At 62.0% G+C, this 23,390-nt stretch carries 25 protein-coding genes and 1 pseudogene; 8 read left to right on the plus strand and 18 right to left on the minus strand.

Going from position 1 to position 23,390, the window contains the following annotated elements:
• Positions 1–107 precede the first annotated feature (107 nt).
• The 10 genes from LGH82_RS08030 to LGH82_RS08075 form a co-directional block, all read right to left on the minus strand.
• Positions 108–1,322: an MFS transporter gene (locus tag LGH82_RS08030; protein WP_227348008.1), complete on the minus strand. Its 1,215-nt coding sequence runs from the start codon at positions 1,320–1,322 to the stop codon at positions 108–110.
• Entirely contained in the window at positions 1,319–1,819 is a 501-nt protein-coding gene (gene nusB / locus LGH82_RS08035) for a transcription antitermination factor NusB (RefSeq protein ID WP_227348009.1), read from the minus strand. The genes LGH82_RS08030 and nusB overlap by 4 nt, the downstream gene beginning before the upstream one ends.
• A 2-nt stretch (positions 1,820–1,821) precedes the next feature.
• Entirely contained in the window at positions 1,822–2,277 is a 456-nt protein-coding gene (gene ribH, locus LGH82_RS08040) for a 6,7-dimethyl-8-ribityllumazine synthase (protein ID WP_227348010.1), read from the minus strand.
• Between the two features lie 260 nt (positions 2,278–2,537).
• Positions 2,538–3,155 carry a riboflavin synthase gene (locus tag LGH82_RS08045; RefSeq protein WP_227348011.1) on the minus strand — a complete coding sequence of 206 codons (618 nt, stop codon included), beginning with the start codon at positions 3,153–3,155 and terminating at the stop codon, positions 2,538–2,540.
• Positions 3,156–3,160: 5 nt separating this feature from the next.
• A complete protein-coding gene (gene ribD / locus LGH82_RS08050; protein WP_227348012.1) occupies positions 3,161–4,291 on the minus strand; it encodes a bifunctional diaminohydroxyphosphoribosylaminopyrimidine deaminase/5-amino-6-(5-phosphoribosylamino)uracil reductase RibD in 1,131 nt (376 codons plus the stop codon).
• Between the two features lie 2 nt (positions 4,292–4,293).
• On the minus strand, positions 4,294–4,773 hold the full coding sequence (nrdR, locus tag LGH82_RS08055) for a transcriptional regulator NrdR (RefSeq protein WP_227348013.1): 480 nt from the start codon (positions 4,771–4,773) through the stop codon (positions 4,294–4,296).
• A 90-nt stretch (positions 4,774–4,863) separates the two neighbouring features.
• The gene (locus LGH82_RS08060; RefSeq protein ID WP_227348014.1) at positions 4,864–5,223 is read right to left on the minus strand and encodes a GlpM family protein; all 360 of its coding nucleotides are present in this window, start codon (positions 5,221–5,223) and stop codon (positions 4,864–4,866) included.
• A gap of 22 nt (positions 5,224–5,245) precedes the next feature.
• A complete protein-coding gene (locus LGH82_RS08065; protein ID WP_227348015.1) occupies positions 5,246–5,812 on the minus strand; it encodes a hypothetical protein in 567 nt (188 codons plus the stop codon).
• A gap of 109 nt (positions 5,813–5,921) precedes the next feature.
• Positions 5,922–7,235 carry a serine hydroxymethyltransferase gene (gene glyA, locus LGH82_RS08070; RefSeq protein WP_227348016.1) on the minus strand — a complete coding sequence of 438 codons (1,314 nt, stop codon included), beginning with the start codon at positions 7,233–7,235 and terminating at the stop codon, positions 5,922–5,924.
• Between the two features lie 148 nt (positions 7,236–7,383).
• Complete coding sequence (locus LGH82_RS08075) at positions 7,384–9,030, minus strand: Na+/H+ antiporter (RefSeq protein ID WP_227348017.1); 1,647 nt, start codon at positions 9,028–9,030, stop codon at positions 7,384–7,386.
• 453 nt (positions 9,031–9,483) lie between these two features.
• Here LGH82_RS08075 and LGH82_RS33475 point away from each other — a divergent pair, with 453 nt between their 5' ends.
• Positions 9,484–9,948 (plus strand): helix-turn-helix transcriptional regulator, encoded by a 465-nt coding sequence (locus LGH82_RS33475; RefSeq protein ID WP_319799925.1) that lies wholly within the window; start codon positions 9,484–9,486, stop codon positions 9,946–9,948.
• A 59-nt stretch (positions 9,949–10,007) separates the two neighbouring features.
• Here LGH82_RS33475 and LGH82_RS08085 read toward each other — a convergent pair whose 3' ends face one another.
• The 4 genes from LGH82_RS08085 to LGH82_RS08100 all read right to left on the minus strand — a co-directional run bounded on the left by LGH82_RS08085 (position 10,008) and on the right by LGH82_RS08100 (position 13,806).
• On the minus strand, positions 10,008–11,261 hold the full coding sequence (locus LGH82_RS08085; RefSeq protein ID WP_227348018.1) for a L,D-transpeptidase family protein: 1,254 nt from the start codon (positions 11,259–11,261) through the stop codon (positions 10,008–10,010).
• A gap of 339 nt (positions 11,262–11,600) precedes the next feature.
• Positions 11,601–12,116: a transcriptional regulator LdtR gene (ldtR, locus tag LGH82_RS08090; RefSeq protein ID WP_008875359.1), complete on the minus strand. Its 516-nt coding sequence runs from the start codon at positions 12,114–12,116 to the stop codon at positions 11,601–11,603.
• Positions 12,117–12,343: 227 nt separating this feature from the next.
• The gene (locus LGH82_RS08095) at positions 12,344–12,766 is read right to left on the minus strand and encodes a DUF6163 family protein (RefSeq protein ID WP_227348019.1); all 423 of its coding nucleotides are present in this window, start codon (positions 12,764–12,766) and stop codon (positions 12,344–12,346) included.
• Positions 12,763–13,806 (minus strand): enoyl-CoA hydratase/isomerase family protein, encoded by a 1,044-nt coding sequence (locus tag LGH82_RS08100; protein WP_227348020.1) that lies wholly within the window; start codon positions 13,804–13,806, stop codon positions 12,763–12,765. The genes LGH82_RS08095 and LGH82_RS08100 overlap by 4 nt, the downstream gene beginning before the upstream one ends.
• Positions 13,807–13,983: 177 nt before the next feature.
• Here LGH82_RS08100 and LGH82_RS08105 point away from each other — a divergent pair, with 177 nt between their 5' ends.
• The 4 genes from LGH82_RS08105 to LGH82_RS08120 all read left to right on the plus strand — a co-directional run bounded on the left by LGH82_RS08105 (position 13,984) and on the right by LGH82_RS08120 (position 17,587).
• Positions 13,984–14,811 (plus strand): DUF2066 domain-containing protein, encoded by an 828-nt coding sequence (locus LGH82_RS08105; RefSeq protein ID WP_227348021.1) that lies wholly within the window; start codon positions 13,984–13,986, stop codon positions 14,809–14,811.
• A gap of 114 nt (positions 14,812–14,925) precedes the next feature.
• Entirely contained in the window at positions 14,926–15,957 is a 1,032-nt protein-coding gene (gene hemB, locus LGH82_RS08110; RefSeq protein ID WP_227348022.1) for a porphobilinogen synthase, read from the plus strand.
• 259 nt (positions 15,958–16,216) lie between these two features.
• Positions 16,217–16,759, plus strand: a complete 543-nt coding sequence (locus LGH82_RS08115) for a glyoxalase superfamily protein (RefSeq protein ID WP_227349518.1) — start codon at positions 16,217–16,219, stop codon at positions 16,757–16,759.
• A 183-nt stretch (positions 16,760–16,942) separates the two neighbouring features.
• Complete coding sequence (locus LGH82_RS08120; RefSeq protein ID WP_227348023.1) at positions 16,943–17,587, plus strand: dihydrofolate reductase family protein; 645 nt, start codon at positions 16,943–16,945, stop codon at positions 17,585–17,587.
• Between the two features lie 63 nt (positions 17,588–17,650).
• Here LGH82_RS08120 and ppk2 read toward each other — a convergent pair.
• Positions 17,651–18,570, minus strand: a pseudogene (gene ppk2, locus LGH82_RS08125) (polyphosphate kinase 2).
• Positions 18,571–18,826: 256 nt separating this feature from the next.
• A complete protein-coding gene (locus LGH82_RS08130) occupies positions 18,827–19,798 on the minus strand; it encodes a glycosyl transferase family 90 (protein WP_227348024.1) in 972 nt (323 codons plus the stop codon).
• 197 nt (positions 19,799–19,995) lie between these two features.
• Between LGH82_RS08130 and LGH82_RS08135 the strand changes: the two genes are divergently transcribed.
• Positions 19,996–20,148 (plus strand): hypothetical protein, encoded by a 153-nt coding sequence (locus LGH82_RS08135; protein ID WP_227348025.1) that lies wholly within the window; start codon positions 19,996–19,998, stop codon positions 20,146–20,148.
• Between the two features lie 49 nt (positions 20,149–20,197).
• On the opposite strand, the gene LGH82_RS08140 is transcribed toward LGH82_RS08135, so the two are convergent.
• Both LGH82_RS08140 and LGH82_RS08145 read right to left on the minus strand, forming a co-directional pair.
• Complete coding sequence (locus LGH82_RS08140; protein ID WP_227348026.1) at positions 20,198–20,458, minus strand: DUF982 domain-containing protein; 261 nt, start codon at positions 20,456–20,458, stop codon at positions 20,198–20,200.
• A gap of 104 nt (positions 20,459–20,562) precedes the next feature.
• The gene (locus LGH82_RS08145) at positions 20,563–21,228 is read right to left on the minus strand and encodes a GntR family transcriptional regulator (RefSeq protein ID WP_227348027.1); all 666 of its coding nucleotides are present in this window, start codon (positions 21,226–21,228) and stop codon (positions 20,563–20,565) included.
• Positions 21,229–21,379: 151 nt separating this feature from the next.
• On the opposite strand from LGH82_RS08145, the gene LGH82_RS08150 reads away from it, so the two are divergent.
• Both LGH82_RS08150 and LGH82_RS08155 read left to right on the plus strand, forming a co-directional pair.
• Positions 21,380–22,639: a multidrug efflux MFS transporter gene (locus LGH82_RS08150; RefSeq protein ID WP_227348028.1), complete on the plus strand. Its 1,260-nt coding sequence runs from the start codon at positions 21,380–21,382 to the stop codon at positions 22,637–22,639.
• 36 nt (positions 22,640–22,675) lie between these two features.
• A complete protein-coding gene (locus LGH82_RS08155) occupies positions 22,676–23,044 on the plus strand; it encodes a DUF423 domain-containing protein (protein ID WP_227348029.1) in 369 nt (122 codons plus the stop codon).
• The last annotated feature ends 346 nt before the right edge of the window (positions 23,045–23,390 follow it).

The raw sequence follows: 23,390 nt of genomic DNA on the forward strand, positions 1-23,390 counted from the left end.
GTTCCAACAGAGCAATTCCGGCCCAAGCGTTCCCGCCAGCGTCATGGCAGCAAAGGAGATGCAGAAAATAGCCGCAGCTCCTTGATTATGCACAAGCTTCGGAATCTTCAGCCGGGCTGGCGCGCGCCACTCATCTTGAGCGCACCAAGCGCTACAAAGCAAAGCACCGTCACCGGAAAGACCATCCAGTTCAGCATGGTCCAGCCCCAGGCGTTGTAGACCATGCCCGACATCAGCGAGGCGCAGGCAACGGAACCGAACAGGACGAAATCGTGAAAGCCCTGGACCTTGCCCTTTTCCGATGGCCTGTAACTGGCGGCGACCATGGAGGTGGCGCCGATGAAGCCGAAATTCCAGCCGAGGCCAAGCAGGATCAGCGCTGTCCAGAATTGCCACAGCGCCAGCCCTGACAAGGCGACGACGGCGCAGCCGATGAGCAGGATAAGGCCGGTGGCAACAATGCGTTCGGCACCAAAACGATGGATCAGCGAGCCGGTGAAGAAGCTTGGCCCGAACATCGCCATGACATGCCAGGAGATACCCAGCGTCGCGGCGTCTTCCGACAGACCACAGCCCACCATGGCCAGAGGCGCCCCGGTCATGACGAAGCTCATCAGCGCATAGCTGCCGACGGCGCAAAACAGCGCCGCGACAAAACGTGGCTGGGTGACGATTTCAGCTAGGGGTCTTGCATCGCTGCCGGCAACGTCCACCTTGCCCAACGCCTTGGTCGGCAACCTCAGGAACGACAGGACAAGGGCGCCTGCGGCAGCCAGCACCAGGATCGACGCGAACGATCCGGCAAACATCACCGGCGCGAACAGTTCGCGGGTGAAGATGACAATCTGCGGCCCGAGAATGGCTGTGATGATGCCGCCCGCCAGCACGAAGGAGATGGCGCGCGCCTTGAATTCCGGAGGCGCATTGTCGGCGGCGGCGAAGCGGAACTGCTGCACGAAGGCGCCGCCGACGCCGATCACGGCAAGGCCAAAGGCAAACAACCAGAAGCTGGCGTGGAACAGTGCCAATGTGGCAATCAATCCTCCGAGTGCGGTCACCACCGTGCCGGTCATGAAACCGCTGCGCTGGCCAAGCTGGCGAATGATGGCGGCGGCCGGCAATGCGCCCAGTGCCACGCCAAGATTGAAGCCTGTGATCGGAGCCGTCGCCAGCGATTTGTCAGGGCCAAGCAGATATTGGCCGGCCAGCGCACCCATCGAAATGGCAATCGGGGCCGCCGATCCGACGATGGCCTGGGATGCGGCGAGGATGATTGCCGTGCGGCGAGCCTCCCTGCCCGTTCCAGCAGTGACCGATGTCACGTGGCGTCCTTGCCTCGCCCCTCGCCGCGCACCCGGCGCGACACGCGGTCGAGCACGGCGTTGACCAGCTTCGGCTCGTCTTCCTCGTAGAACGCCTTGGCGATATCGACATATTCGGAGACGATGACCGCCACCGGCACATCTTCGCGTTTCATCAACTCATAGACGCCGGCGCGCAAGATCGCGCGCAGCGTGGAGTCGAGCCTGGACAGCGGCCAGTCCTCTGTCAGCGCCTGGCGGATGATCGGATCGACGGTCTTCTGGTTCTCGACGACACCGGCAAGGATGGCGCGAAACCACTGCGCGTCGGCCTCACGGTAAAGCGCGCCGTCGACTTCCTTGCCAAGCCGGAACGCCTCGTATTCCGCCGTGATCTCGAAGACGCCGCTGCCGGCCACGTCCATCTGGTAGAGCGCCTGCACGGCGGCAAGACGGGCCGCACCACGCTTGTTGGCCTGGCGCGCCGGCGGTCGGTCTTTGTCTCCAGATTGCGTCACGTTCAGGCCCCGAGCTGTTTTCGCACGGCAATCATGGTCAAAGCGGCCCGAGCGGCAAAACCACCCTTGTCGCCTTCCGTGCGCCGGGCGCGCGCCCAGGCCTGTTCATCGTTCTCGGTGGTCAGGATGCCGTTGCCGATGCAGATCGATTCATGAATTGAAAGATCCATCAGGGCGCGTGCGGATTCGTTCGCCACGATGTCGAAGTGATGGGTCTCGCCGCGGATCACGGTGCCAAGCGCGACATAGCCATCATACTCGCCGCCCTCGCCTTCAGCGGCATCAAGCGCGAAGGAGATCACCGCCGGAATTTCCAGCGCGCCGGGCACGGTGACCACGTCATACTTCGCGCCGGCGTCGTCGAGCGCAGCCTTGGCACCTTCGAGCAGCGCATCCGCCAGGTCATCATAGAAGCGCGCTTCGATGATGAGCAGCTTCAGTTTCTTCGTCTTCGGCATTTGGGGTCACGTCTCCGGAGGAGCGGGTGACTTAGGCCGAAGCAGGTTTGATCGCAAGCGGAAGATGTCGCGCGTGCCCGGTTTGTCGACCTATTCGGGTTGACCAACCTCATTCTTGAGCTGGTTATCGAGGTTCTCAGCCCAGGCTCGCACTGCCCTGATGATCGATCACACGACCGGCGTCCACATCGGCCAAGGCTGCAAGCGTCAGTCGCCAGTATTCTTCGTGCTGTAGAGCTGAAGCCTGCCTGCCCTTGACCTCAAAGCCCCTCTTTCGCGGCCTCCGCCAGACGCGCCGCATAGCGGGCCATCGTGTCGATCTCGAGGTTCACGCGGTCGCCCGCTTGTCGATCGCCCCAAGTGGTCACGGTCAGCGAATGATGGATCAGCAGCACGTCGAAGCGCGTGCCCTCCACCTTGTTCACAGTGAGCGAAGTGCCGTCGAGCGCGACGGAGCCCTTGGGTGCGATGAATTTGGCCAGTTCGCGCGGCGCCTCCAGCGTGAAGCGGACGGCATCGCCCTCTTCCTTGCGCTCGATGATTTCGGCCATGCCGTCGACATGGCCGGAAACGATATGGCCGCCGAGTTCATCGCCGATCTTCAGCGCCCGCTCCAGATTGATCCGCGTGCCGGATTTCCAGCCAGCAGCCGTGGTCAGCCTGAGCGCCTCTTCCCAGGCCTCGACCTCGAACCAGCGCGCATTCGAGCCGCTGTCTGGCAAGGCGGTGACTGTCAGGCAGACGCCACCGCAGGAGATCGACGCGCCAATGGCTATGCTTTGCGGGTCGTAGGCGGTGTCGATGCGCAGCCCAACCCCTTCCCTGAGCGGCTTCACGGCTGCAACGGTGCCGACGTCGGTGACAATTCCGGTAAACATGTGCATCAATCCTGGAAATCTCTTATCCACTCGGCATAGCTGTCTTCGCCGAAACGCATGTCACGAAGCTTGCGAAATCCTGCCGGGATATGGTCCGCGTCGATGGGCGACGCAATGCCTTCATCGCCGATCGCTTCAGGCCCCTGGAACAGGATGATGCGATCGACCAGCCCATCGGCCAGGAAGGCGCTTGCCACCTGGGCGCCGCCCTCGACCAGCACGCTTGCCATGCCGAGCGCGGCGAGATCGTCGAGCAGTTCCGGCAGCGCCACGCCGCCTTCATGCGTTTCCGTGCCGATGAAGCGCACCCCGGCGCGTTCAAGTTCCGCCCGCCGTTGCGGATCGGCTTCCAGGCAGGTCGCGAGATAGAGCGGAACGCGGTCAATGCCGGAAACCAACTTGGAGGTTTCCGGCAGCCTGATCTGGCGATCGAGCACGATGCGCGCCGGCGAGCGGTTCTCGAGACCCGGCAGCCGTACCGTCAGTGCCGGGTCATCTTCCAGCGCCGTGCCAACGCCAACCAGGATGCCGTCGACTTCCGCACGCAACATATAGACTTCGCGACGCGCGATATCGCCGGTGATCGCCACCTGTCCGACGCCTCTCACACCGATCTTGCCGTCGCTGGAAAGCGCCAGTTTCAGAATCACTTCCGGACGCTTCTTCAGCGATCGAATCAGATAGCCGGCCATCTGCTCGGTGGCCTCCGCCGCAAGCACTTTTTCCACGACTTCGACGCCGGCGGCGCGCAGGATGGCATAGCCTTTGCCGGACACGCGCGGATCGGGATCGCTGGCAGCACCGACCACACGCGCAATGCCGGCATTGACCAATGCGTTGGCACAGGGCGGCGTACGGCCGTGATGGGCACAGGGCTCAAGCGTGACGTAGGCGGTGGCGCCACGCGCCAGTTCACCGGCCTCCGCCAGTGCCTCGGCCTCGGCATGGGGGCGGCCGCCGACAGCGGTGACGCCGGTGCCGACGATCATCGGCCCGGCGCCATCGTCGCGCACGATCAGCGTGCCGACCGAAGGATTGGTCGATGTCCGCCCGGCATTTTTCCGCGACAGCCTAAGCGCCGCGGCCATGAAGCGACGATCAAGAGCCTGCTGCTCGGCGTTGCTGGGCGTTGCCATTCTCAGCCGGCGTCCTCTTCGCCCTTGATCTCGTCTCCCTTGAGCTCGCCCAGCAATTCGTGGAAATCCTTGGCCTCGCGGAAATTGCGATAGACCGAGGCAAAGCGCACATAGGCGACGTCGTCCAGCGATTTCAATGCATCCATGACCAGCCGGCCGACCTCGCCAGAGGCCACTTCCGTCTCGCCGGAGCTTTCGAGCTGGCGCACGATGCCGGTGACCGCGCGGTCGATGCGCTCGGGATCGACATTGCGTTTGCGCAAGGCGATTTCGACCGAGCGCAGCAGCTTGTCGCGATCAAACGGGACCTTTCGTCCGGATTTCTTCACCACCACGAGGTCGCGCAACTGCACGCGTTCGAAGGTGGTGAAACGGCCGCCGCAATCGGGGCAGACGCGTCGGCGGCGGATCGCAGCGCCATCTTCGGCGGGACGCGAATCCTTCACCTGCGTATCTTCTGACTGACAATAAGGGCAGCGCATGGAAAGCCTTTGGTTCGCGAATCCGACGGAGCAAAAGGCTTAGAGCTTTTTGCCGAAATGGCAAAGGATGGTGGGACAGCCTTCCGCGCCTCAGAGATAGCGAGGCGCGAGGAAAATTGCGAGGGCAGCGATCAGCCAGACCGCAATGCCGCCGAAAACCGCCAGCCGGTAATCGACCCTGTCGATGAACAGCCAGCAGGCGCCGAGGAAGGCAAGATAGGCGGGGATGGTCTTGAACCCCGCGAGGCAGGCCTCGCGAAACCCGGCTGGATTGCCCTTGGCGCCAACGGCCAGCAACGCGATGACAGCAAACGTCGGCGCGAGCGGCAGAATACCAGGCAAGACGTTGCCGCGTTTCGACGCCCAAGCGATCAGGGTCGTGACCAGACCGCCGACGACGCCTTTCCACAGGATATCCATGACCAGTCCCTTGGTGGAGAAGCCGTTCAAACTTCGCCGACACGTTGCCGCATCACGGCGTAACGTCGCGCGTGGGGAAGCCGCAAGACGCGCCAAGGCTGCGATAGGCCTTGGTGAAGCCGTCCATGGCGATGCTCCCCACCGGCTGCTTGCCAAAGACGACGTCGAGCGTCGGTGCGTTGCGCATGGTCCGCAGAAGGGCAAGGCTGGTCTTGGGGTTGTTGTCCATCATCCATTGGCGATGCGCTCCGGCGCCGCCGCTCCCACGAAACTTTGCGGGGACCTTGTTGTTGACGTCGTTGAAGGTGGCCGCGACGTTGTCGCCTGTCGGCAAGGTCTGGTTGTCTACCGCCAGCATGACGGCAGGATAGCCATTCGGCGGCAGCACGTCGCCATTCGAAATGCTCAACGTCAAGGTTCCAGGACTTCCTTGCGGGTCGACAAAGGCAGTCGACGCCGCGCAGGTTTTCAGTGTGTCCTGGCCGGTGGTGATCTCATCGATGGTGACGGACCATCTACCGAATGTCTGGGTCTTGGGATCCGCACGGGATGCGTTGGTGTAAAGGCTCGCCAGAACGGCCATGGCGGCCAAAGGCACGGATCGCGACAGGTTGCTCATCCGGTCATCTCCTCTTTCTTGAGCGAGGGTGCTGCACGGAAGTCCGATACGCAAGCGGCGGCGCGTAAAAGCGCCGCCGAAGCAGAAGCGTGCAGCCTGGATATGGTGCTCAGCCCAGATATGGGTAGAGCGGGAAACGGTCGGTCAGCGCCATAACCTTGGCCTTCACCGCAGCTTCGACCGCTGCGTTGCCCTCGTCGGAATTGGCGACCTTCAACCCATCCAGGACTTCGGCGATCAACTTGCCAATCTCGCGGAACTCGGCCTGACCGAAGCCGCGCGTGGTGCCAGCCGGTGTGCCAAGACGGACGCCCGAGGTGACAAAGGGCTTTTCCGGATCGAAAGGAATGCCGTTCTTGTTGCAGGTGATGTTGGCGCGGCCGAGTGCTGCCTCGGCACGCTTGCCAGTGGCGTTCTTGGGCCGCAGGTCGACCAGCATCAGATGGTTGTCGGTGCCGCCGGAGACGATGTCGAGGCCGGTTTCCTTCAGGCTTTCGGCCAGTGCCTTGGCATTGGCGGCCACGCTCTGGGCATAGATCTTGAAGCTCGGCTTCAGCGCTTCGCCGAAGGCGACGGCCTTGGCGGCGATGACATGCATCAGCGGCCCGCCCTGCAGGCCGGGAAACACCGCCGAATTCATCTTCTTGGCGATATCCTCGTCATTGCACAGGATCATGCCGCCGCGCGGGCCGCGCAGCGACTTGTGCGTGGTGGTTGTAACGACGTGGGCATGCGGCAGCGGCGACGGATGGACGCCACCGGCGACCAGGCCGGCGATGTGGGCCATGTCGACCATGAGATAGGCGCCGACCGCATCGGCGATCTCGCGAAAACGCTTCCAGTCCCAGATGCGCGAATAGGCGGTGCCACCGGCCAGGATCAGCTTCGGCTTGGTCTCATGGGCGGTCTTCTCGATCGCGTCCATGTCAAGCAGGTGGTCCTCCTTTCGCACGCCGTAAGAGACGACCTTGAACCATTTGCCGCTCATGTTGACCGGCGAGCCGTGGGTCAGATGCCCCCCCGAATTGAGGTCGAGACCCATGAACGTGTCGCCGGGCTGCAAGAGCGCGAGGAACACCGCCTGGTTCATCTGGCTGCCCGAATTCGGCTGCACGTTGGCGAAGTTGCAGCCAAACAGCTTCTTGGCGCGCTCGATGGCCAGTTCCTCGGCCACGTCGACAAACTGGCAGCCGCCATAGTAGCGCTTGCCCGGATAGCCCTCGGCATATTTGTTGGTCATGATCGAGCCCTGCGCTTCCAGAACGGCGCGGGAGACGATGTTTTCCGACGCGATCAGTTCTATCTCGTGGCGCTGACGGCCGAGCTCGTTGCGGATCGACCCGAAAATCTCCGGATCGGCATCGGCAAGCGTGGTTTCGAAGAAGGACTCGAATTTGTTCGACACTGCCGCTGCTGTTGCCATGGCTTGAAATCCCTAGGGTTCGGGGGTCTGCGAGGTTCGCCGCGCCATTAACACAGTTGTTTTCACCTCGCCATGTTTGCGGCGCGAAATTTGCTGGCCGGATTGCGGCAACACCACAAATCCCGCCATTCCCAAGGGTTGGCGATTGCTATTTCCGCGTCTGCCGTCCCTTCAAGAGAGCCTCGGTGAGCGTGATCTCGGTAAACAAGGCCCGTGCCGTATGGTCGTTGATTTCGCGGCGGCGAAGCATGGTGCTCACGGCCTCGCGCTCGGCGCCGATGCCGGCGAGCCTCAGGTCGAGTTCCAGCCTACCCGCTTCCCGCACCTCGGCTCGTGCCTCATCCGCCTCGTCGGACGCCGCGATTCGCCGCCGGTAGGCAGCGACTATGCCATTGGCGGTGGCGAGCCTGGCGCCCGGTACCTCGCCTTCATGTTCTTCATCCGTCTGCGCAAGGCTCTCGATATGGGCAATCGCGGCCTTGGCGGCGCCAACACGCGCCATGCGTTCCTCGGCTGCATCGGCATCCTCCCCTGGTTCGACCAAGCCGCGAGAGATCGCCGGCAAGGCAAGGCTGGCGATCGCCAGTGAACAGATGATGACGCCCGCGGCAAGGAAGATGACCAGGTCCCGCGCCGGGAACGGCGAGCCATCCTGCAGTGTGAATGGCAGCGACAATATGCCGGCCAGCGTTACAGCGCCGCGCACGCCGGCTACAGAACCGGCCAGCCGCACGCGCAACCCGAACGGCTCGGCCTTGTTCTTTCCCAGCCGCGCCGCGATGCCCGCACCGATGTCGCCAATCCATATCCACACGAAGCGAAGCGCGATCAGGCAGAGCGTCAGCGCCACCACCGTCAGCACCGGCTGGATCACGGGATAATGCCCCGTGAGTTCCGGCGGCACCTTGCGGATGATTTCGGGGAGTTGCAGGCCGAGCACAATGAACAGCGCACCGTTGAAGACGAAGGAAAACGTCGTCCATAGGGAGATTGTCTGCATGCGCGCGGAAACGCCGAGAAAGCGGAATATGCCGGTGCTTCCGGTCAACAGGCCGGCTGTCACCGCCGCCAGGATACCCGAGGCTTCGAAGTGTTCAGCGCCGAGATAAGCGATGAAGGGAAGCAGGATCGTGATCAACACCTGGGCTTCAGCCGGCACGCCGCCGATGCGGCTGAGCAGTTGCAGCGCCTTGGCAGCGATGAACAGTGCCGCCACGCCAGCCAGGATGCCGACCGCCACGGCGTAGAGGAAACTCAGCGAGGCCCCGGCAAGGGAAAAACTGCCGGTCAGCGCCGCCGCCACGGCAAAGCGGAACATGACGAGGCCCGAGGCGTCGTTGAGCAGCGATTCGCCCTCCAGGATATTCATCAGCCGCGCCGGAACCATATTCTTGTCGACGATCGATGACACAGCCACCGCATCGGTCGGCGACAGCACTGCCGCAAGCGCGAATGCGACGACCAGCGGAATGCTCGGCACCAGCCAGTGCAAGGCATAGCCGAAACCGACAATGGTGAAGAAGACCAGCCCGATGGCAAGGTCCAGAATCGGCCCGCGCAACGCTATGAGTTCGCGCTTGGGAGCGCCAAACGCGTCGCTGAACAGCAGCGGAGGAATGAATACCAGCAAGAAGACTTCGGGATCGATTTCGACATGCAGGCCACTCGACGGCCATGCGAGCGCGGCGCCCATGGCAATCTGCAACACCGGCAGCGGCACGCGCACAAGCCGGACCAGCGCGCCGGAAACCGCGACGAAGATCAGCACCACCAGGATGAAGACGGCAACTTGCATGACGCGATTCCGACCACCGTTTTTCGGACCATGCGCAAACCTCGCAGCCTCGTCCAGCCGTGCGTTCATGCGGAGGGTCGATCATCCTGAGGACGTCAACGAATCCGAAGTCGCGAAGTTGAACGCACTTGGAGGTGGATCCCGTTTTGTGAGCAAGACCAGCCCGTGTCACCCTGCTGTGTGTGCGGACGGGGGGCCAGTCCATGCTATCGCAAATCATGTCTCATGCCGAAGCGGCCTTTGCGTCGCGGACGCCGGAGGAAGCGAGTCTCAACTTCTTCGCGGCGTTGGAAGGTCTCGGCGCTTCCTATCTGCAGACCCGCCTATCGGCGACCATCGATGACACTGACTTCCGCCAACCACTGGGCCGCGGGCGGCTTCATCACCAGGGTTGCACCCGACGCCTGGCCGGGGAGCCCGGCATTCGACTATGTCTGCCTGGAGTGCAATCCCTTGCTGACCGCGATCCGCGAAAGCCAGACCCGCTATCGTTTCAGCAACTTCGCCCCCCGGCAGGATCGGAGTTTTGACACCTACTGGGAAGCGATGAACGAAGCCAACATCCATGATGCTTTGTGCGCAACGTCCTATGCCGCCGATGGCGTCATCGCCTCTCTCCACCTTGGCTTTCAGGAACGGGATTTTTCACCGGAGGAGAGCTTTGCGATCCAGATGGCCGGCCTTGTCCTGACCGAGCGCCTGATCAATCTGGCGACGCCGCCTCCGGCAACACCACCCAGACTATCCGCGCGCGCGCGCGACTGCCTGGCCCTTGCCGCCGAGGGCAAGACCAATTGGGAAATCTCAGTCATCCTCGGCATATCGGAGGCGACCGTGCGGTTTCACATCGACAACAAACTGGGTGCCGTCAACCGAGCACAGGCAGTGGCCTGTCTGGTGAACCAGCGCTTGATATAGGCGGGAACCCCATGAAAAAAGCCGCCCTGCGGCGGCTTTTTCCATAAAAATTCAATCTCTTAGAGAGACGAAGTAATCTGCAGTTCGTTGGCGCCGTCGAGTGCGTAGACGTCGTCGCGGAACTGCACGACGCCAGGGCCCGTCGACCAGGCCGAAAGATAGAGGAAGTGGACCGGCACCGGGTTGGTGACCTGGATCGGCGTGTTTTCGCCGGTCTTGATCGCCGCCTCGAAATGCTGGCGATCCCAGCCGGGCGTGTCGCGCAGGATCCAGGTAACGAGATCGCGCACGTTCTGCACGCGAACACAGCCCGAAGAATCGAAGCGCATCATCTTGCCGAACAGGCTCTGCTGCGGCGTGTCGTGCATGTAGACGCCATCGGGGCTCGGGAAGTTGATCTTCACCGACGCCATCGCGTTGCCGGCGCCCGGATCCTGGCGGAAGCGGTACTTCGCCGCATCGTCGGTCGACCAGTCGACATTCAGCGGATCGACCTCGCTGCCGTCCGGCGCGAACAGGCGGATGTGGCTGTCCTTGAGATAGTTGGGATCCTTCCGCATCAGCGGAATGATGTCCTTGCGCACGATCGAGACCGGTGCATTCCAGTATGGATTGACGATGATCTCGTTGATCTTCGAATTGACGATCGGAGTCTGGCGGTCGATCTTGCCGACGATCGCGGTGTGGCGAAGCACGACGCGGTCGTTCTCCACCGCCTCGACCTGCGCCGCCGGGATATCGACCAGCACATAACGGCTGCCCAGCGTACCGGCCTTTTCGTGCAGCCGCTGCAGATTGGTCTGTAGCTGCCCGAGCCGGACCTGCGCCGAAACATTCATCGCCGCGTAGGTGTACTTGCCCATCGCGCCGTCGGAAGGCAAGCCATGGCGCGCCTGGAAGCGCTTCACGGCCGAGTCGACGTAGGAGTCGAAGGCCGTCGAAATGCCGGCACTCTGCGACAGGTCGCCCGAGACCATCAAGCGCTTGCGAAGCGGGACCACGTCCGGGTCATCGACACCGAGCTGCAATTTCTTTGTGTCGGGAACCGGCTGCCAACCGCCCTGGGCGACGATGTTCTGGTACTGGGTGATCGCCTGCTCGGTAAAGGAAACAGTCTGCGGGCTGAAGATCGGCAGCGTCGAAGCGACCTTGCCGCCTTCGCTGGCGCGAGCGTCAAACTGATCATCCCAATTGCCGCGCGCCGAGGATTTCAGGATATCCCCGATCACATCCTGGGCGCTTGCAGTGCCGGCTACCATGGCGGCTGCGAGCGCGGAGGCTCCGGAAAGGAAGAAACGGCGGCTGGTTCTCATGGACGTTCCAGACATTCTTGCTGCGGTTCGATCAGCGGACGATATCACCCGCACTCTAAAGTTGGCTCTGTTAAGAATTAGCCAACCATGACCTGTATCACTTCGGCGTGAAACGCGCGAGGCGCGATGCGAGGTCCAGATGAATTCGCGGCCTTCGCCACCACTTCACCCGTATCCTCGCTCACATTGGAATATGGCGGTAACGTGGCCTGAAGTCGAATTTGGATTGACCGGCGCACTGAAAAGAAAAGACCGGTGCCTTTCGGCACCGGCCAGCGACTGGAGGTCTTCGGCCGCGCTTCTGCAGGGCGGCTCCGATTACGATCGAGCGTACTTGCCTTACATTCTGTATGCAATGGTGTCGTTCCAGAAGCGGTCGAGGCGCTGCAACGCGCGGTTCATCTGCTTGAACTCGTCGGTGTTGATGCCGCCAACCTGCTCGATCGAGCCAACATGGCGCTCATAGAGACCAGCGACGACTTCCGCCACCTCATTGCCTTTCGGCGTCAACGAGACGCGGACCGAACGACGGTCGATGCGCGAGCGCTGGTGGTTGATGAAGCCGAGATCGACCAGCTTCTTCAGATTGTAAGAGACGTTGGAGCCGAGATAGTAGCCACGCGAACGCAGTTCGCCAGCGGTCAGCTCCGAATTGCCGATGTTGAACAGAAGCAGCGCCTGGATGGCATTGATGTCGGAGCGGCCGTTGCGGTCGAATTCGTCCTTGATCACGTCAAGCAGACGGCGGTGCAGCCGCTCAACAAGCTGCAGCGATTCCATGTACAGGGAACGGATTGCCTCGCGGCGATCGTCGGATACGTTGGCGGTCTTCGCCGCCGGACGCGAATTGATCATTGTCTTTGCCTCTCGTTTGTCGCCCTGGTGATTTTTTGTTTTTCACCTTGATCGCGACACTATCGAATACTCATAAAATTCGACTTAAACGCTAGGGCTAACAAGAGCTTACCGGTAAGAGGTTTCGGAAGACGCTTAACGAACGGTCACCCGAGCAAGGATAATTAACCTAAAGATTTCGCCAATGATTCCGGGGCCAAAACCGGATGCTGAGCAGCCACAAGGGCTTACGGCCGAACCGGCCTCTTTTGCAGCCAGATGATGGTGCGAAACACGATATAGAGCAGCGCGACCGAAACATGCGAGACGACGATGAGCAGGCGGTGCCCGAGCAAATCGGGAAATCCGGCATACATGACGGTCTCGGTCACGGCGCATATGAACCAGATCACCGGCCCCCAAGACGCCAGCATCCATAGGCCGGCAGCGGCAAAAGGGAAGAAAACCGCCAGCACCACCGCCGCCACCTGCCAATGGACCGGCATCAGGTCGAAGCGCCACAGCGGCCCCGGATAAAAGCCAATCAGCTTGATCCAGTAGAGAACCCCGAACAGCAGGCAATAGCCGGCGATGATGCGCTGGAACCAGGCAAAGAGGACCTCCACCGTCGAGGGCTGGAGTACGATGCGTCTTGATACGACCTCGCTCACAGCTCGAGCTCCCGTTCACCGAGCGAGGCGAAGTAGGCATCGACTTGCGCATCACCAACAGCGTCGAGGCCGACTGGACGCCATTGCGGCACCGAGCCCTTGTCGATGATCGCCGCACGGATGCCCTCATAGAAATCGTGACCGGCCAGCATCCGGTTGAGGATGCGGAACTCCATTCTCATGCACTCGTCCATCGAGAGTGTCTGCCCGGCGCTGATCTGGCGCCACGCGACGCGGATGCTGGTTGGCGAGCGGGTCTTGATCGTCGCCAGGGTCTTTGCCGCGAATTCGTCGGCAACCGCCGCACGCTCCAGGCTGTCGATAGCGTCACCCAGCGAGGGTTGCGAAAAATGCCGGGCGATCGCCTCCAGCGTTGGCCTTTCCGTCTCGCGGCTGGCGGAAACGAAATACCCGCGCAACACCGATTCCGGATCACCTGTTTCGGCCAGTCCAGCCAGAACCCCCGGCTGATCTTCCGCCTTGATCGTGTGCGTCGCCAGGCCGGACCACAGCGCATCGCCATACCGGATGCGATTGCCGGTCAAGGCCAGATACATGCCGAAGCTGCCGCCAAGGTCCGGCAGGAGATGACTTGCACCGACATCCGGGAAAAAGCCGATACCGACTTCCGGCATGGCGAACTGGGCATTCTCGGTCATCACCCGGTGCGAGCCATGAAAGGAAATGCCGACGCCGCCGCCCATTACAATGCCATTGATCAGGGCGACATAGGGTTTCCTGAACCGGGCGATGTGGGCGTTGAGACGGTATTCGTCGGCGAAGAAATCGACCGGCGGCTTTCCGGCCCGGCCGGCCTCGTAGACATGGAGGATGTCGCCACCGGCGGAAAATGCCCTGCCATCCGCCTTGACGACGACCAAGTCGACGCCGGGATCGCGCTCCCAGGCATGCAGCGCCTTGTCCAGAGCCTTCACCATGCTGTGCGTGACGGCATTGAGCGCCTGTGGCCGCGTCAATGTGACAACGCCGGCCCTGCCCAATCGTTCGAAGCGGATTTCGTCGCCTCCGCCAAAATCCATGGTTAAGAATCCCTTCCCCGCGCCGTCGGGTCTGAAGTGCTAAAGGGTGGCGCATGGGCACGTCAATGCCGATGGCCAATTCACGCGACCTTGGCTATGGCCGACACCCGGTGCTAGAAGTTGGCCGCCATGCAGGCGGTGCGTCGATCAAGTGGCTTTCAAACCGGACGGTGAACCATGCCTGGGTTTTCACGATTTGTCGTTGCCGTGATCGGCGTCATGGCCATATGCGTGACGGCTCGCCCGGCATTTTCAGGAACCATCGACGATCTCTATCAGTCGCGGACCATCGTCACCGGACAGGACGAGCCAAACCGACAAGCAGGCTTCAAGACATGCCTCGACGCGGTTCTGCTCAAGGTCTCCGGTGACCAGCGACTGCTCAGGAAACCGGAGATGGCTGCCCTGCGCGAGAAGGCCGGCAGTTTCATCGCCAGTTTCCGCTACCGCGACCGGATGGAGGGCATTCCGATTCACGATGAACAGGGCACCCACGATCGGCCCTACGATCTCACTTGCCTCTACGACCCGGCCGCGATCAATCCCGTGCTTGCCTCGCTCGGCAGCGAGCCCTGGCTGACGAAGCGACCGCGACTGGAGGTTTTCCTGGCCACGGAGCAAGGCGCCAGGCATTTTGCACTGACTGCCGATGAAGAGCGCGGCGCATTGATGCGTGAATCCTTCACCAACGCCGCCACGCCGCTGGCGATGGGGATCGTGTTTCCAAAAGCATCGACGCTGTCGACCGCAAGGCTGGATGACAAGACGCTGCGCGACGCCGACATCGAGGCGCTCGACAAGCTCGCGGAGCGGGCCACCGCGGAGCAGGCGCTTGCCGGCACTCTGATCTGGAGCGAAAAGGAAATGGGCTGGATCGCCGATTGGCGGCTCGCCAGGGATGGCAAGACCTATCGCTGGCAGGTACGCGGCGTCAGTTTCGACGACGCCTTCCGCGTCGCGATGGGCGGCGCCGCGCAGATCCTGTCCGGCAACGGCCAACCCTGATCGGCTGCTGCCGGCCGCTTATGCGCGACAGCGCGAACTCGGGCCTGGCACAACTGTGCGCATTGGTCAGCGCCAAGGGCGCGTGGTAAAAACCGCCGGTCTGGAGTTTTGGCGATGAACAAATTCACCCCCGCAAAGCCCGCCGGCGCCCGCAGCGTCGACGAAATCACCGGCAGCCGCCGTCTGCGCCGCATGCGCAAGGCGGACTGGTCGCGCCGCCTCGTCCAGGAGAACCGGCTTACGGTCGACGACCTGATCTGGCCGATCTTTGTCGTCGACGGCAGACAAGTGCGCGAGCCGATCGTCGCAATGCCTGGCGTGTTCCGCCTGTCTGTTGACCTCGCTGTCAAGGAAGCCGAGCGCGCCGCCAAACTCGGGATTCCAGCGATCGCGACCTTCCCCAATGTGGAGCTTGGCCTGCGCGACCAGACCGGCTCGCACATCCTTGACCCAGAGAACGTGATCAACCGCGCCACGCGCGCCATCAAGCATGCGGTGCCTGATATCGGCATCATCACCGATGCGGCGCTCGACCCGTTCACCAGCCACGGCCATGACGGCATCCTGCGCGACGGCATCATCGTCAACGACGAAACGGTTGAACAGGTCACGGCAGCGGCGGTGATCCAGGCGGCGGCCGGCGCCGACATCATCGCGCCGTCCGACATGATGGACGGTCGCATTGGCGCCATTCGCGATGCGCTGGATGCCAACGGTTTTCAGGACGTGGCGATCATGTCCTACGCGACGAAGTTCGCCTCCGCCTTCTACGGCCCCTATCGCGAGGCGGTCGGCACGGCCGGCCTGCTCAAGGGCGACAAGAAGACCTACTACATCGACCACGCCAATTCCGACGAGGCGGTTCGCGAAGCCGAACAGGACATAGCCGAAGGCGCCGACATGCTGATGGTCAAGCCCGGCCTGCCCTATCTCGACATCATCCGCCGGCTGAAGGACGAATTCCAGATGCCGACCTTCGCCTACCAGGTGTCGGGCGAATATTCGATGATCAAGGCCGCCGCCGCCAATGGCTGGATCGACGGCGAGAGGGCGATGCTCGAGTCGCTGCTCGCCTTCAAGCGCGCCGGCTGCGACGGGATCCTCACCTATTTCGCGCCGGAAGTGGCAGCGATGCTGAAGGGGTAGCCCGACTTCCCGGGCAACGCCTTTCAGGAGTTGTCACCAATCTTTCAACCTGCCAGCGGTTCTTTTCGAATTCCGGCTGACACAAACCGGCAGGTGCGGCTATGGTGTCCGCACGGTCGGAGGCGGCCGGCAGCCCGCAGCCCTGCAAAGGGTATGGCGAACGCCTCCAGAGGATACTTCCTGACCCGTTTCACCGTCGGGCGAAGGCGTCGGCAATGCAGGCACTGACGAAGACTTCGCCGTGACCAAAGGAACGGACATGCTTGCCTATCGCGATGCCAAGACCATGGCGAAAGCCATGCGGGAGGTGCTTGCCGCCCGCGACCTGACGATCAGCCACAGCGAAGCCCTGGAGATCGTCGCGCGCCAGTTTGGACTGGCGAACTGGAATATCCTGTCGGCCAAGATCGAAGCGCCGGTCGCCAAGCCGGACACGATCATCTTCGAACGCACGGCGCTGATCGTGCGCATCTTCGACGTCGCCAAGGCACACGAATTCTATCTCGGCTACCTCGGCTTCACGGTGGACTGGGAGCACCGCTACGGCGACAATTTCCCGCTCTATACGCAGGTCTCGCGCGAAAACCTTGTCCTGCATTTGTCCGAACATGCCGGCGACGCGACGCCAGGCGGCAACATGGTTGTCTACATGAAGGGTATCCGCGAGTTGCACAAAGAGCTCGCTGCCAAGGACTACCGCTACATGAAGCCCGGTTTGGAACACGAGGATGGGCGGCTGACGGTCGAGGTCATCGACCCGTTCAGCAACCACATCCGCTTCATGGAACTCACCGGCGAATGACCTTGTACGGCGGCCATCCCATCGGCTGCCACCTACCATCCGAGCCAATCGCCACGAACAGCCCGGACATCGCCTGGCGGCGAGGTCTGGGAGCGGTTCCCTCGTCAAAATACTGATTGCAATTTGCAATCAGATTGCTAGAAAGTAACCAACTGCAAAGCACTGGTTACCGAGGAGCTTTTCATGTCCAGACTTCGCGTCAACGCATTCACCCTGTCGCTCGACGGCTATGGCGCTGGTCCCGATCAGGATTTGCAAAATCCGCTCGGCGTCGGCGGACAGGGCCTGCATAAATGGGCCTTCAGCACCCGCACATTCCGCAAGATGTTCGGCCAGGAAGGCGGCGCGACCGGGGCCGACGAGGACTTTGCCGCGCGCAGCTTCGAGAATGTCGGCGCCTGGATCCTGGGCCGCAATATGTTCGGCCCGATCCGCGGCGAATGGCCCGACGACAACTGGAAGGGCTGGTGGGGCGACATCCCGCCCTATCATGTGCCGGTGTTCGTGCTGACGCACTACAAGCGGGCGCCCATTATCATGGAAGGCGGCACCACCTTCCACTTCGTGACCGACGGCATCCATTCGGCTCTCGAGCAGGCGAAGTCGGCGGCTGAAGGCAAGGACGTGCGGGTCGGCGGCGGCGTCGACACGATCCGTCAGTATCTGCAGGAGAGGCTGATCGACGAGATGCATCTCGCGATCTCCCCAGTGCTGCTTGGCAGGGGCGAGAATCTTTTCGCCGGCCTGGATATGTTGAAGCTAGGCTACCAGTGCAGCGAGCAGGTGGCGACGGCGCTTGCCACCCACGTCATCATCAAGCGAGCCTAGGAAGCGAAACGCTTGGCGCGGGCCCCTTCCCCCGTCATTATACGGGGAGAAAGGGAGCATGCCTCAATATTTCTCGGGAACGTAAAGTTCGCGCGGCAGCGTCTGCCGCTCGTATTCGGGATTGAAGACGCGCTCCGGCAGCGTGATCTCCTCATGCCGCACCTCTTCATACGGCAGCTGCTTGAGCAGATGGTCGATGCAGTTCAGCCGTGCGCGCTTCTTGTCGTTGCCCTCGACGATGAACCAGGGCGCTTCGGGAATGTTGGTGCGGGCGAAGGTTTCTTCCTTGGCCTTGGTGTACTGCTCCCAGCGTACCCGCGACTGCAGGTCCATCGGCGACAGCTTCCACTGCTTCATCGGGTCGTGGATGCGCATCAGGAAGCGCATCTGCTGTTCCTCGTCGGTAATCGAGAACCAGTATTTGACGAGCGTGATGCCGGAGCGGACGAGCATGCGCTCGAAGTCCGGCACGTCGTGAAAGAACTCTTCGACCTGATCGGGTCCGGCAAAGCCCATCACCCGCTCGACGCCGGAGCGGTTGTACCAGGAGCGGTCGAACAGCACGATCTCGCCGCCGGCCGGCAGATGCGGCACGTAGCGCTGGAAATACCATTGCGACTTCTCGCGCTCGGTTGGCGCCGGAAGTGCGACGACACGGCAGATGCGCGGGTTGAGCCGCTGGGTGATGCGCTTGATGACGCCACCCTTGCCGGCGGAATCACGCCCCTCGAAAATCACCACCAACTTCTTCTTGTGATAGGCGACCCAGGATTGCAGCTTGATCAGTTCCGACTGCAGCGAGATCAGGTCACGAAAATACTGCAGACGATCGATCGATGGCGGATGGGCATTCTTGTAGATCTTGGCGATTCCAGGGATAAAGCCGGCTCCGACATTTCGAGCTCGTAGTCTTCGTCGAGCGTGTCGGCGAGTTCCGCCTCCAGCCAATCCTTGGCCCCGGACTTCGCTTGTGAATCGTTCATCTGCGCTGCTCCAAGTAACTGCCGCCCTGGGGACCGCAACAAGCTCGGGCCTGCCGGCCACCGATGCTACGCCCTCGGCCCATCTGAATATATGCCGGCGGTGACGGTTTTATTGCAGCTTGGTGCCGATCATGGTCCCCATCGGCCGCGTGTTCCCGACTTCCCGTTGGACGCGAGGCGACAGATCGCCCGGCCTGACGACCTCGTCCTTGACCGTGGCGATGTCTGAAATGCTTGTTGTCGCGGCGACCGGGCGTCAGCCTGAAATGTAGCGCCAGACCTCGGCATCAGGCTCGACCTGGCCACTGAGCACGAAATATTTGTAGAGGACGAGCAGGGAAATCGCCTGCTCGGCCCGCTCATCCGCGAACGTCCGGCAATAGGCATTCGCCGACGAGACGATGCGTTGCGCTTCCTCGGGATGCCGTTCGAAATAACGCACCTTCTCCGAAAGATCGGAGAAATCCCGTTCGAGCGACGCGTAATGAACGTTCGCTTCGAGTCGGCTTTCGGCGAACCAGGTCTCGTATGTCGGCGGCGGCATCAAACAGAGCGAATTCGAGCTCATGATCCATTTCAGATTGGTCGCCACATCATTGCCTTCGAGCGAAACGATGTAGCGGTACTGCTTATGTTGGGCGATGGTCAGATAGGGCTTGCGGTATTGTTCCGCCGCCTTCTTGTTAGGCGTGCCCGCATCGCAGAAAGGCAGATCGCGAACGGCTTCCAGAAACCGTGTCCGTATCGGATTGTTGAGATGGCCGCGCCAGACGACAGCGGGGCGCTTGTCTAGAAAAGGAATTTTGTCCGCGGGCATATGGAAGTGACGGAATTTGTCGAGCTTCATGATCACGGCATTGCTGTTGTCCGCCGTGATCGGCCGATCCTTCACGACCGATGGCATCTTTGGCACTTTTCTGACGTCGCCAAACTCAAGATCGATCAGCAAGCCGGGATCAAAGTAGCGGGCAAATTCCTTGAGATCGTAATAGTACATGCTGGGCGAAAACGGCAGCCGGCGCACAGGCACCGCATCGGGGCTTGGCACGAAAGCGTTCCGCAGCTTGTTGTAAAGCTTCAACCGTTCGCGGATCGTCTCGTCCGGGAGCATGGCTTGGCCAAGTCGCGCGGCCAGCCTGCGGCGGAACAAAGCCTGCGGCGCCACATCACGCAAGGCGTTGCGCGCGTAGTAAAATACCTTGACGGAATTTCGTAGAATCGTTGCCATCGGTCGATTGATTCAAAACAATTTGGCTGGAAATACGAGCGCGCCCATTCCTACACCATTGTGCCGCGCATCTTGCAAGCCCGTAACCGCTGGGGATCGCACTGATCGTTGGGTTGAAGCTCGGCTCAACCCTTCCGGTGTTGTGTTTGCGGCCCAATGCTCTTAGGCAGGGCCAAGCACAATGAAAAGGAAGAGATATGGCGCGAGCACCAAACTACGATCAGGAGCGCAAGGAGCGCGACCGACAGAAGGCAGCCAAGAAGGCGGAAAAGCTGGCGGCCAAGGTTTCAGCGAGAGAGCGGTCGAAGCCCGAGGATGAGGCAGGGTCGGAGACAGAAACGGCGAAGTAGTGCCGCGCGGCCCGCGATGCGGGCCAGCTTCCCCTGGCGGTGCGGTGCTTCAGACCGGCGCCTTGTCGCTGACGAAAACATCCACCTCGCGCGCCGCGGCGATAAAGGCGCGCCTGGCGTTCATGGCCGGCTTGTCGCCGGCCAGCGCATCGTGACAGGCCTGCAACGCCGCGCGGTGCTTGGGGCTGCGCTTGCCGGGCCAGCTGTTGAGAAGGTAATCCGAAGCCTCCCGCGCCGAACGCAAGAGCTGAGTGGTTCCCGCCGTCGCCGATTTGACGGTGATGGGTGTTTCAAATCGGTTGTTTTCCATCGCCGCTCTTACGCCATCGCCGTTCAGGAAGCGAGGCCGAAAGTGCTCGCTGACCGGCACATCCGCCTTTGCGTCTTGAATCCCGTTCCACTGCATTGGCGGCGTCAGGCCGCGACAACGGCAAATCCCCTGGCACGCAGGCCGCGCCTGTCATTGTGCAGCGACGTCACCAGCCGGTCGCGGCTGCCGACAATATGGGCCGATAGCCTGGTTGCCGCGTCATCGGCATCGCCGGTTCGCACCGCCGCCAGAATGGCGCGGTGTTCAGCCCAGGCGCGACCAAGCGCCGCCTCGTCGCGAACCTCCAGCCAACGCGCTCTGGAGAGACGCGTCATGGCATCGCGAACGGCCCGGAACAGAAATTCGTTGCCGGAGAGCCGGGCCAGTTCAATGTGAAAATCCATGCCGACGCGATGCCATTCCTCGCGTGGCGTGTTGCCGTCGCAGGAATCGAGCATCGCCTCGATGACATCGACAACACTCCGCTCCTCAAGTCTGCAGGTCAGCCGCACCGCCGCGACCTCCACCGCCTCGCGATAAACAGCGATCTGCTCGAGTTCCGCGAGATTGATGGGCGAGGCGGTCCAGCCGCGCCCGTCTCGGCAGATCAAGCCTTCGGTTTCGAGCCTTAGCAATGCCGCCCGCACCGGAGTGCGCGATGCTCCGAACCGGCTTTCGATCCACCGTTCGGTCAAGCGTTCGCCGGGGCCGATCTCGAGGCCAAGAATCATTTCCCGAAGTTGTCTTTCGACATTCTGCAACTGCGACATGGCGGTCCCGTTTCCCGGATCTGCTCACATTGACGGATCGCCGCATTGACAAACAACCAAGCCGACGTCCATGAAGAGTACCAGTTTGGTATCCCAAAATGGTATCCGCGGCAACCTCCTGAGCGAGGCTGTCCGGGCAGGACAAGAGCTCATGCCGCAGAACCCCTCTCCCGCCGTGGACGGCGTCTACAACATCCATTGGCGGCGCAACCTGTTTGTCTGCGTTGCCGGCTCATTCAGCACGCTGGTCGCGATGACGCTGCTGCTGCCCTTTCTCCCGCTCTATGTCGAGCAACTGGGCGCCGAGGGTCACGCGGCGATCGTGCAATGGTCCGGCATCGCCTATGGCGCGACATTCTTCGCAGCCGCGCTGGTAGCACCGCTGTGGGGGCGGCTTGGCGACCGCTACGGGCGCAAGGTGATGCTGGTGCGCGCCAGCTTCGGCATGGCCATCTGCATGTCACTGACCGGGATGGTCGAAACTGTCTGGCAATTGGTGCTGCTGCGCCTGCTGATCGGCTTTGCCGGCGGTTATTCGTCGGGCTCGACCATACTGGTCGCCATGCAAACGCCGAAGGATCGTTCCGGCTGGGCGCTTGGCATACTGTCGGCGGGCATCACCGCCGGCGCACTGGTCGGCCCCCTGCTTGGCGGCGCCCTGCCGCCATTGATCGGAATCCGCACGACATTCCTTTTGTCCGGCGCTGTGATCTTCCTGGCATTCCTGGCAACGACGTTTCTCATCAAGGAGAACGCCCGGCCCGCATCGGCAGTCTCGGCATCCAAGGAGAAACCGAAAGGCGGCTGGGCGCAAATTCCCGACAAGCGTCCGGTCGTCGCCATGCTGGCGACCGGCATGCTGCTAAGCTTCGCCACCATGTCGATCGAGCCGATCATCACGGTCTATGTGCAGCAGTTGATCGAAGACCAGACCCGGGTCACGCTGATCTCCGGCGTCGTCATGTCGGCGGCGGCGCTCGGCGCCATCCTGTCGGCCTCGCGTCTCGGCAAGCTCGCCGACCGCATCGGCCATTGGAACGTCATCATCGGCGCGCTTTCAGTCTCGGCCCTGCTCCTGATCCCGCAGGCCTTCGTCACCAATGGCTGGCAACTCGTCGGGCTGCGCTTCCTGATGGGACTGGCGCTGGGTGGCCTCCTGCCCTGCATCACCAGCGTGATCAGGCACAATGTCCCTGACGGCGTCGGCGGCAATGTGCTGGGGCTTTCGATATCCGCCCAATATGTCGGACAGGTCGCCGGCCCGTTGCTCGGCGGCTTCGTCGGCGGTCATTTCGGCATGCGGGCGGTATTTCTGGGAACGTCCGTGCTGATGGCCTTTGGAGCCGTGTATAACTGGTTTGTCCAATCGCGCCGCGAACGCAACATGTTATTGGAGGCAGGCAAATCCTGACGCGCGGCCGTTCGGCACTTCATGGGGACCTTTAAAATGAAAACTGCCGAACAACCCGCTGGCGGCCCTATCCTCGTCTTCGCCGGCGGCCTTTGTGGCGCGGCCGGCGTGGCGCTCTCCGCGGCGGCGGCGCACCTGGGCGGTGCTTTTGTCGCGACGGCCGCGTCGTTCCTGCTCATGCACGCGCCGGTTTTCCTTGCCGTCGGACTGCTCGGGGGAAACCGGGTGCTTCGCATCGGAAGCTTCGTCCTGCTGGCCGGGCTTCTGCTGTTTTGCGGCGACTTGCTGGCTCGCGACTTTGTTGGCTCCAGGCTGTTCCCGATGTCGGCGCCAATCGGTGGCACCTTGCTCATCGGCGGCTGGCTGGTGATGGCCGCCTCCGCATTGGTGCGAAAGCCAGTCTAATACCGCGGCCGTGGCTCGCTGGTCACACGTAGGCCATACGTTCTCTGTGTCCCCTCGTCCAAGGCCACTCAGTCTTGCCGCCTCTCGGGCCGAACAAGCAGTTCCCGGCTACGCAATGCAGGTTTTGCCAAGCGCCGCGGCTCTGGCCGGTCAAATGCGGGGGCGATCCCCCAATAGTTGCGATAAATGTTCTCGAACAGATAGCCGACCGGATGCATCCTTTGATCTCCCTTTCGCTTTGAATCGATCCAATTCGGGGCGCGACTACTTTCTTCGGATCGATTCAAAGATAAAGCTTCCTGCGCTATCGATCAAGCAAAATTTGAACCGATCCAACGGAAGTGCT

The sequence above is a fragment of the Mesorhizobium sp. PAMC28654 genome (assembly GCF_020616515.1).
Taxonomy (GTDB): Bacteria; Pseudomonadota; Alphaproteobacteria; order Rhizobiales; family Rhizobiaceae; genus Mesorhizobium.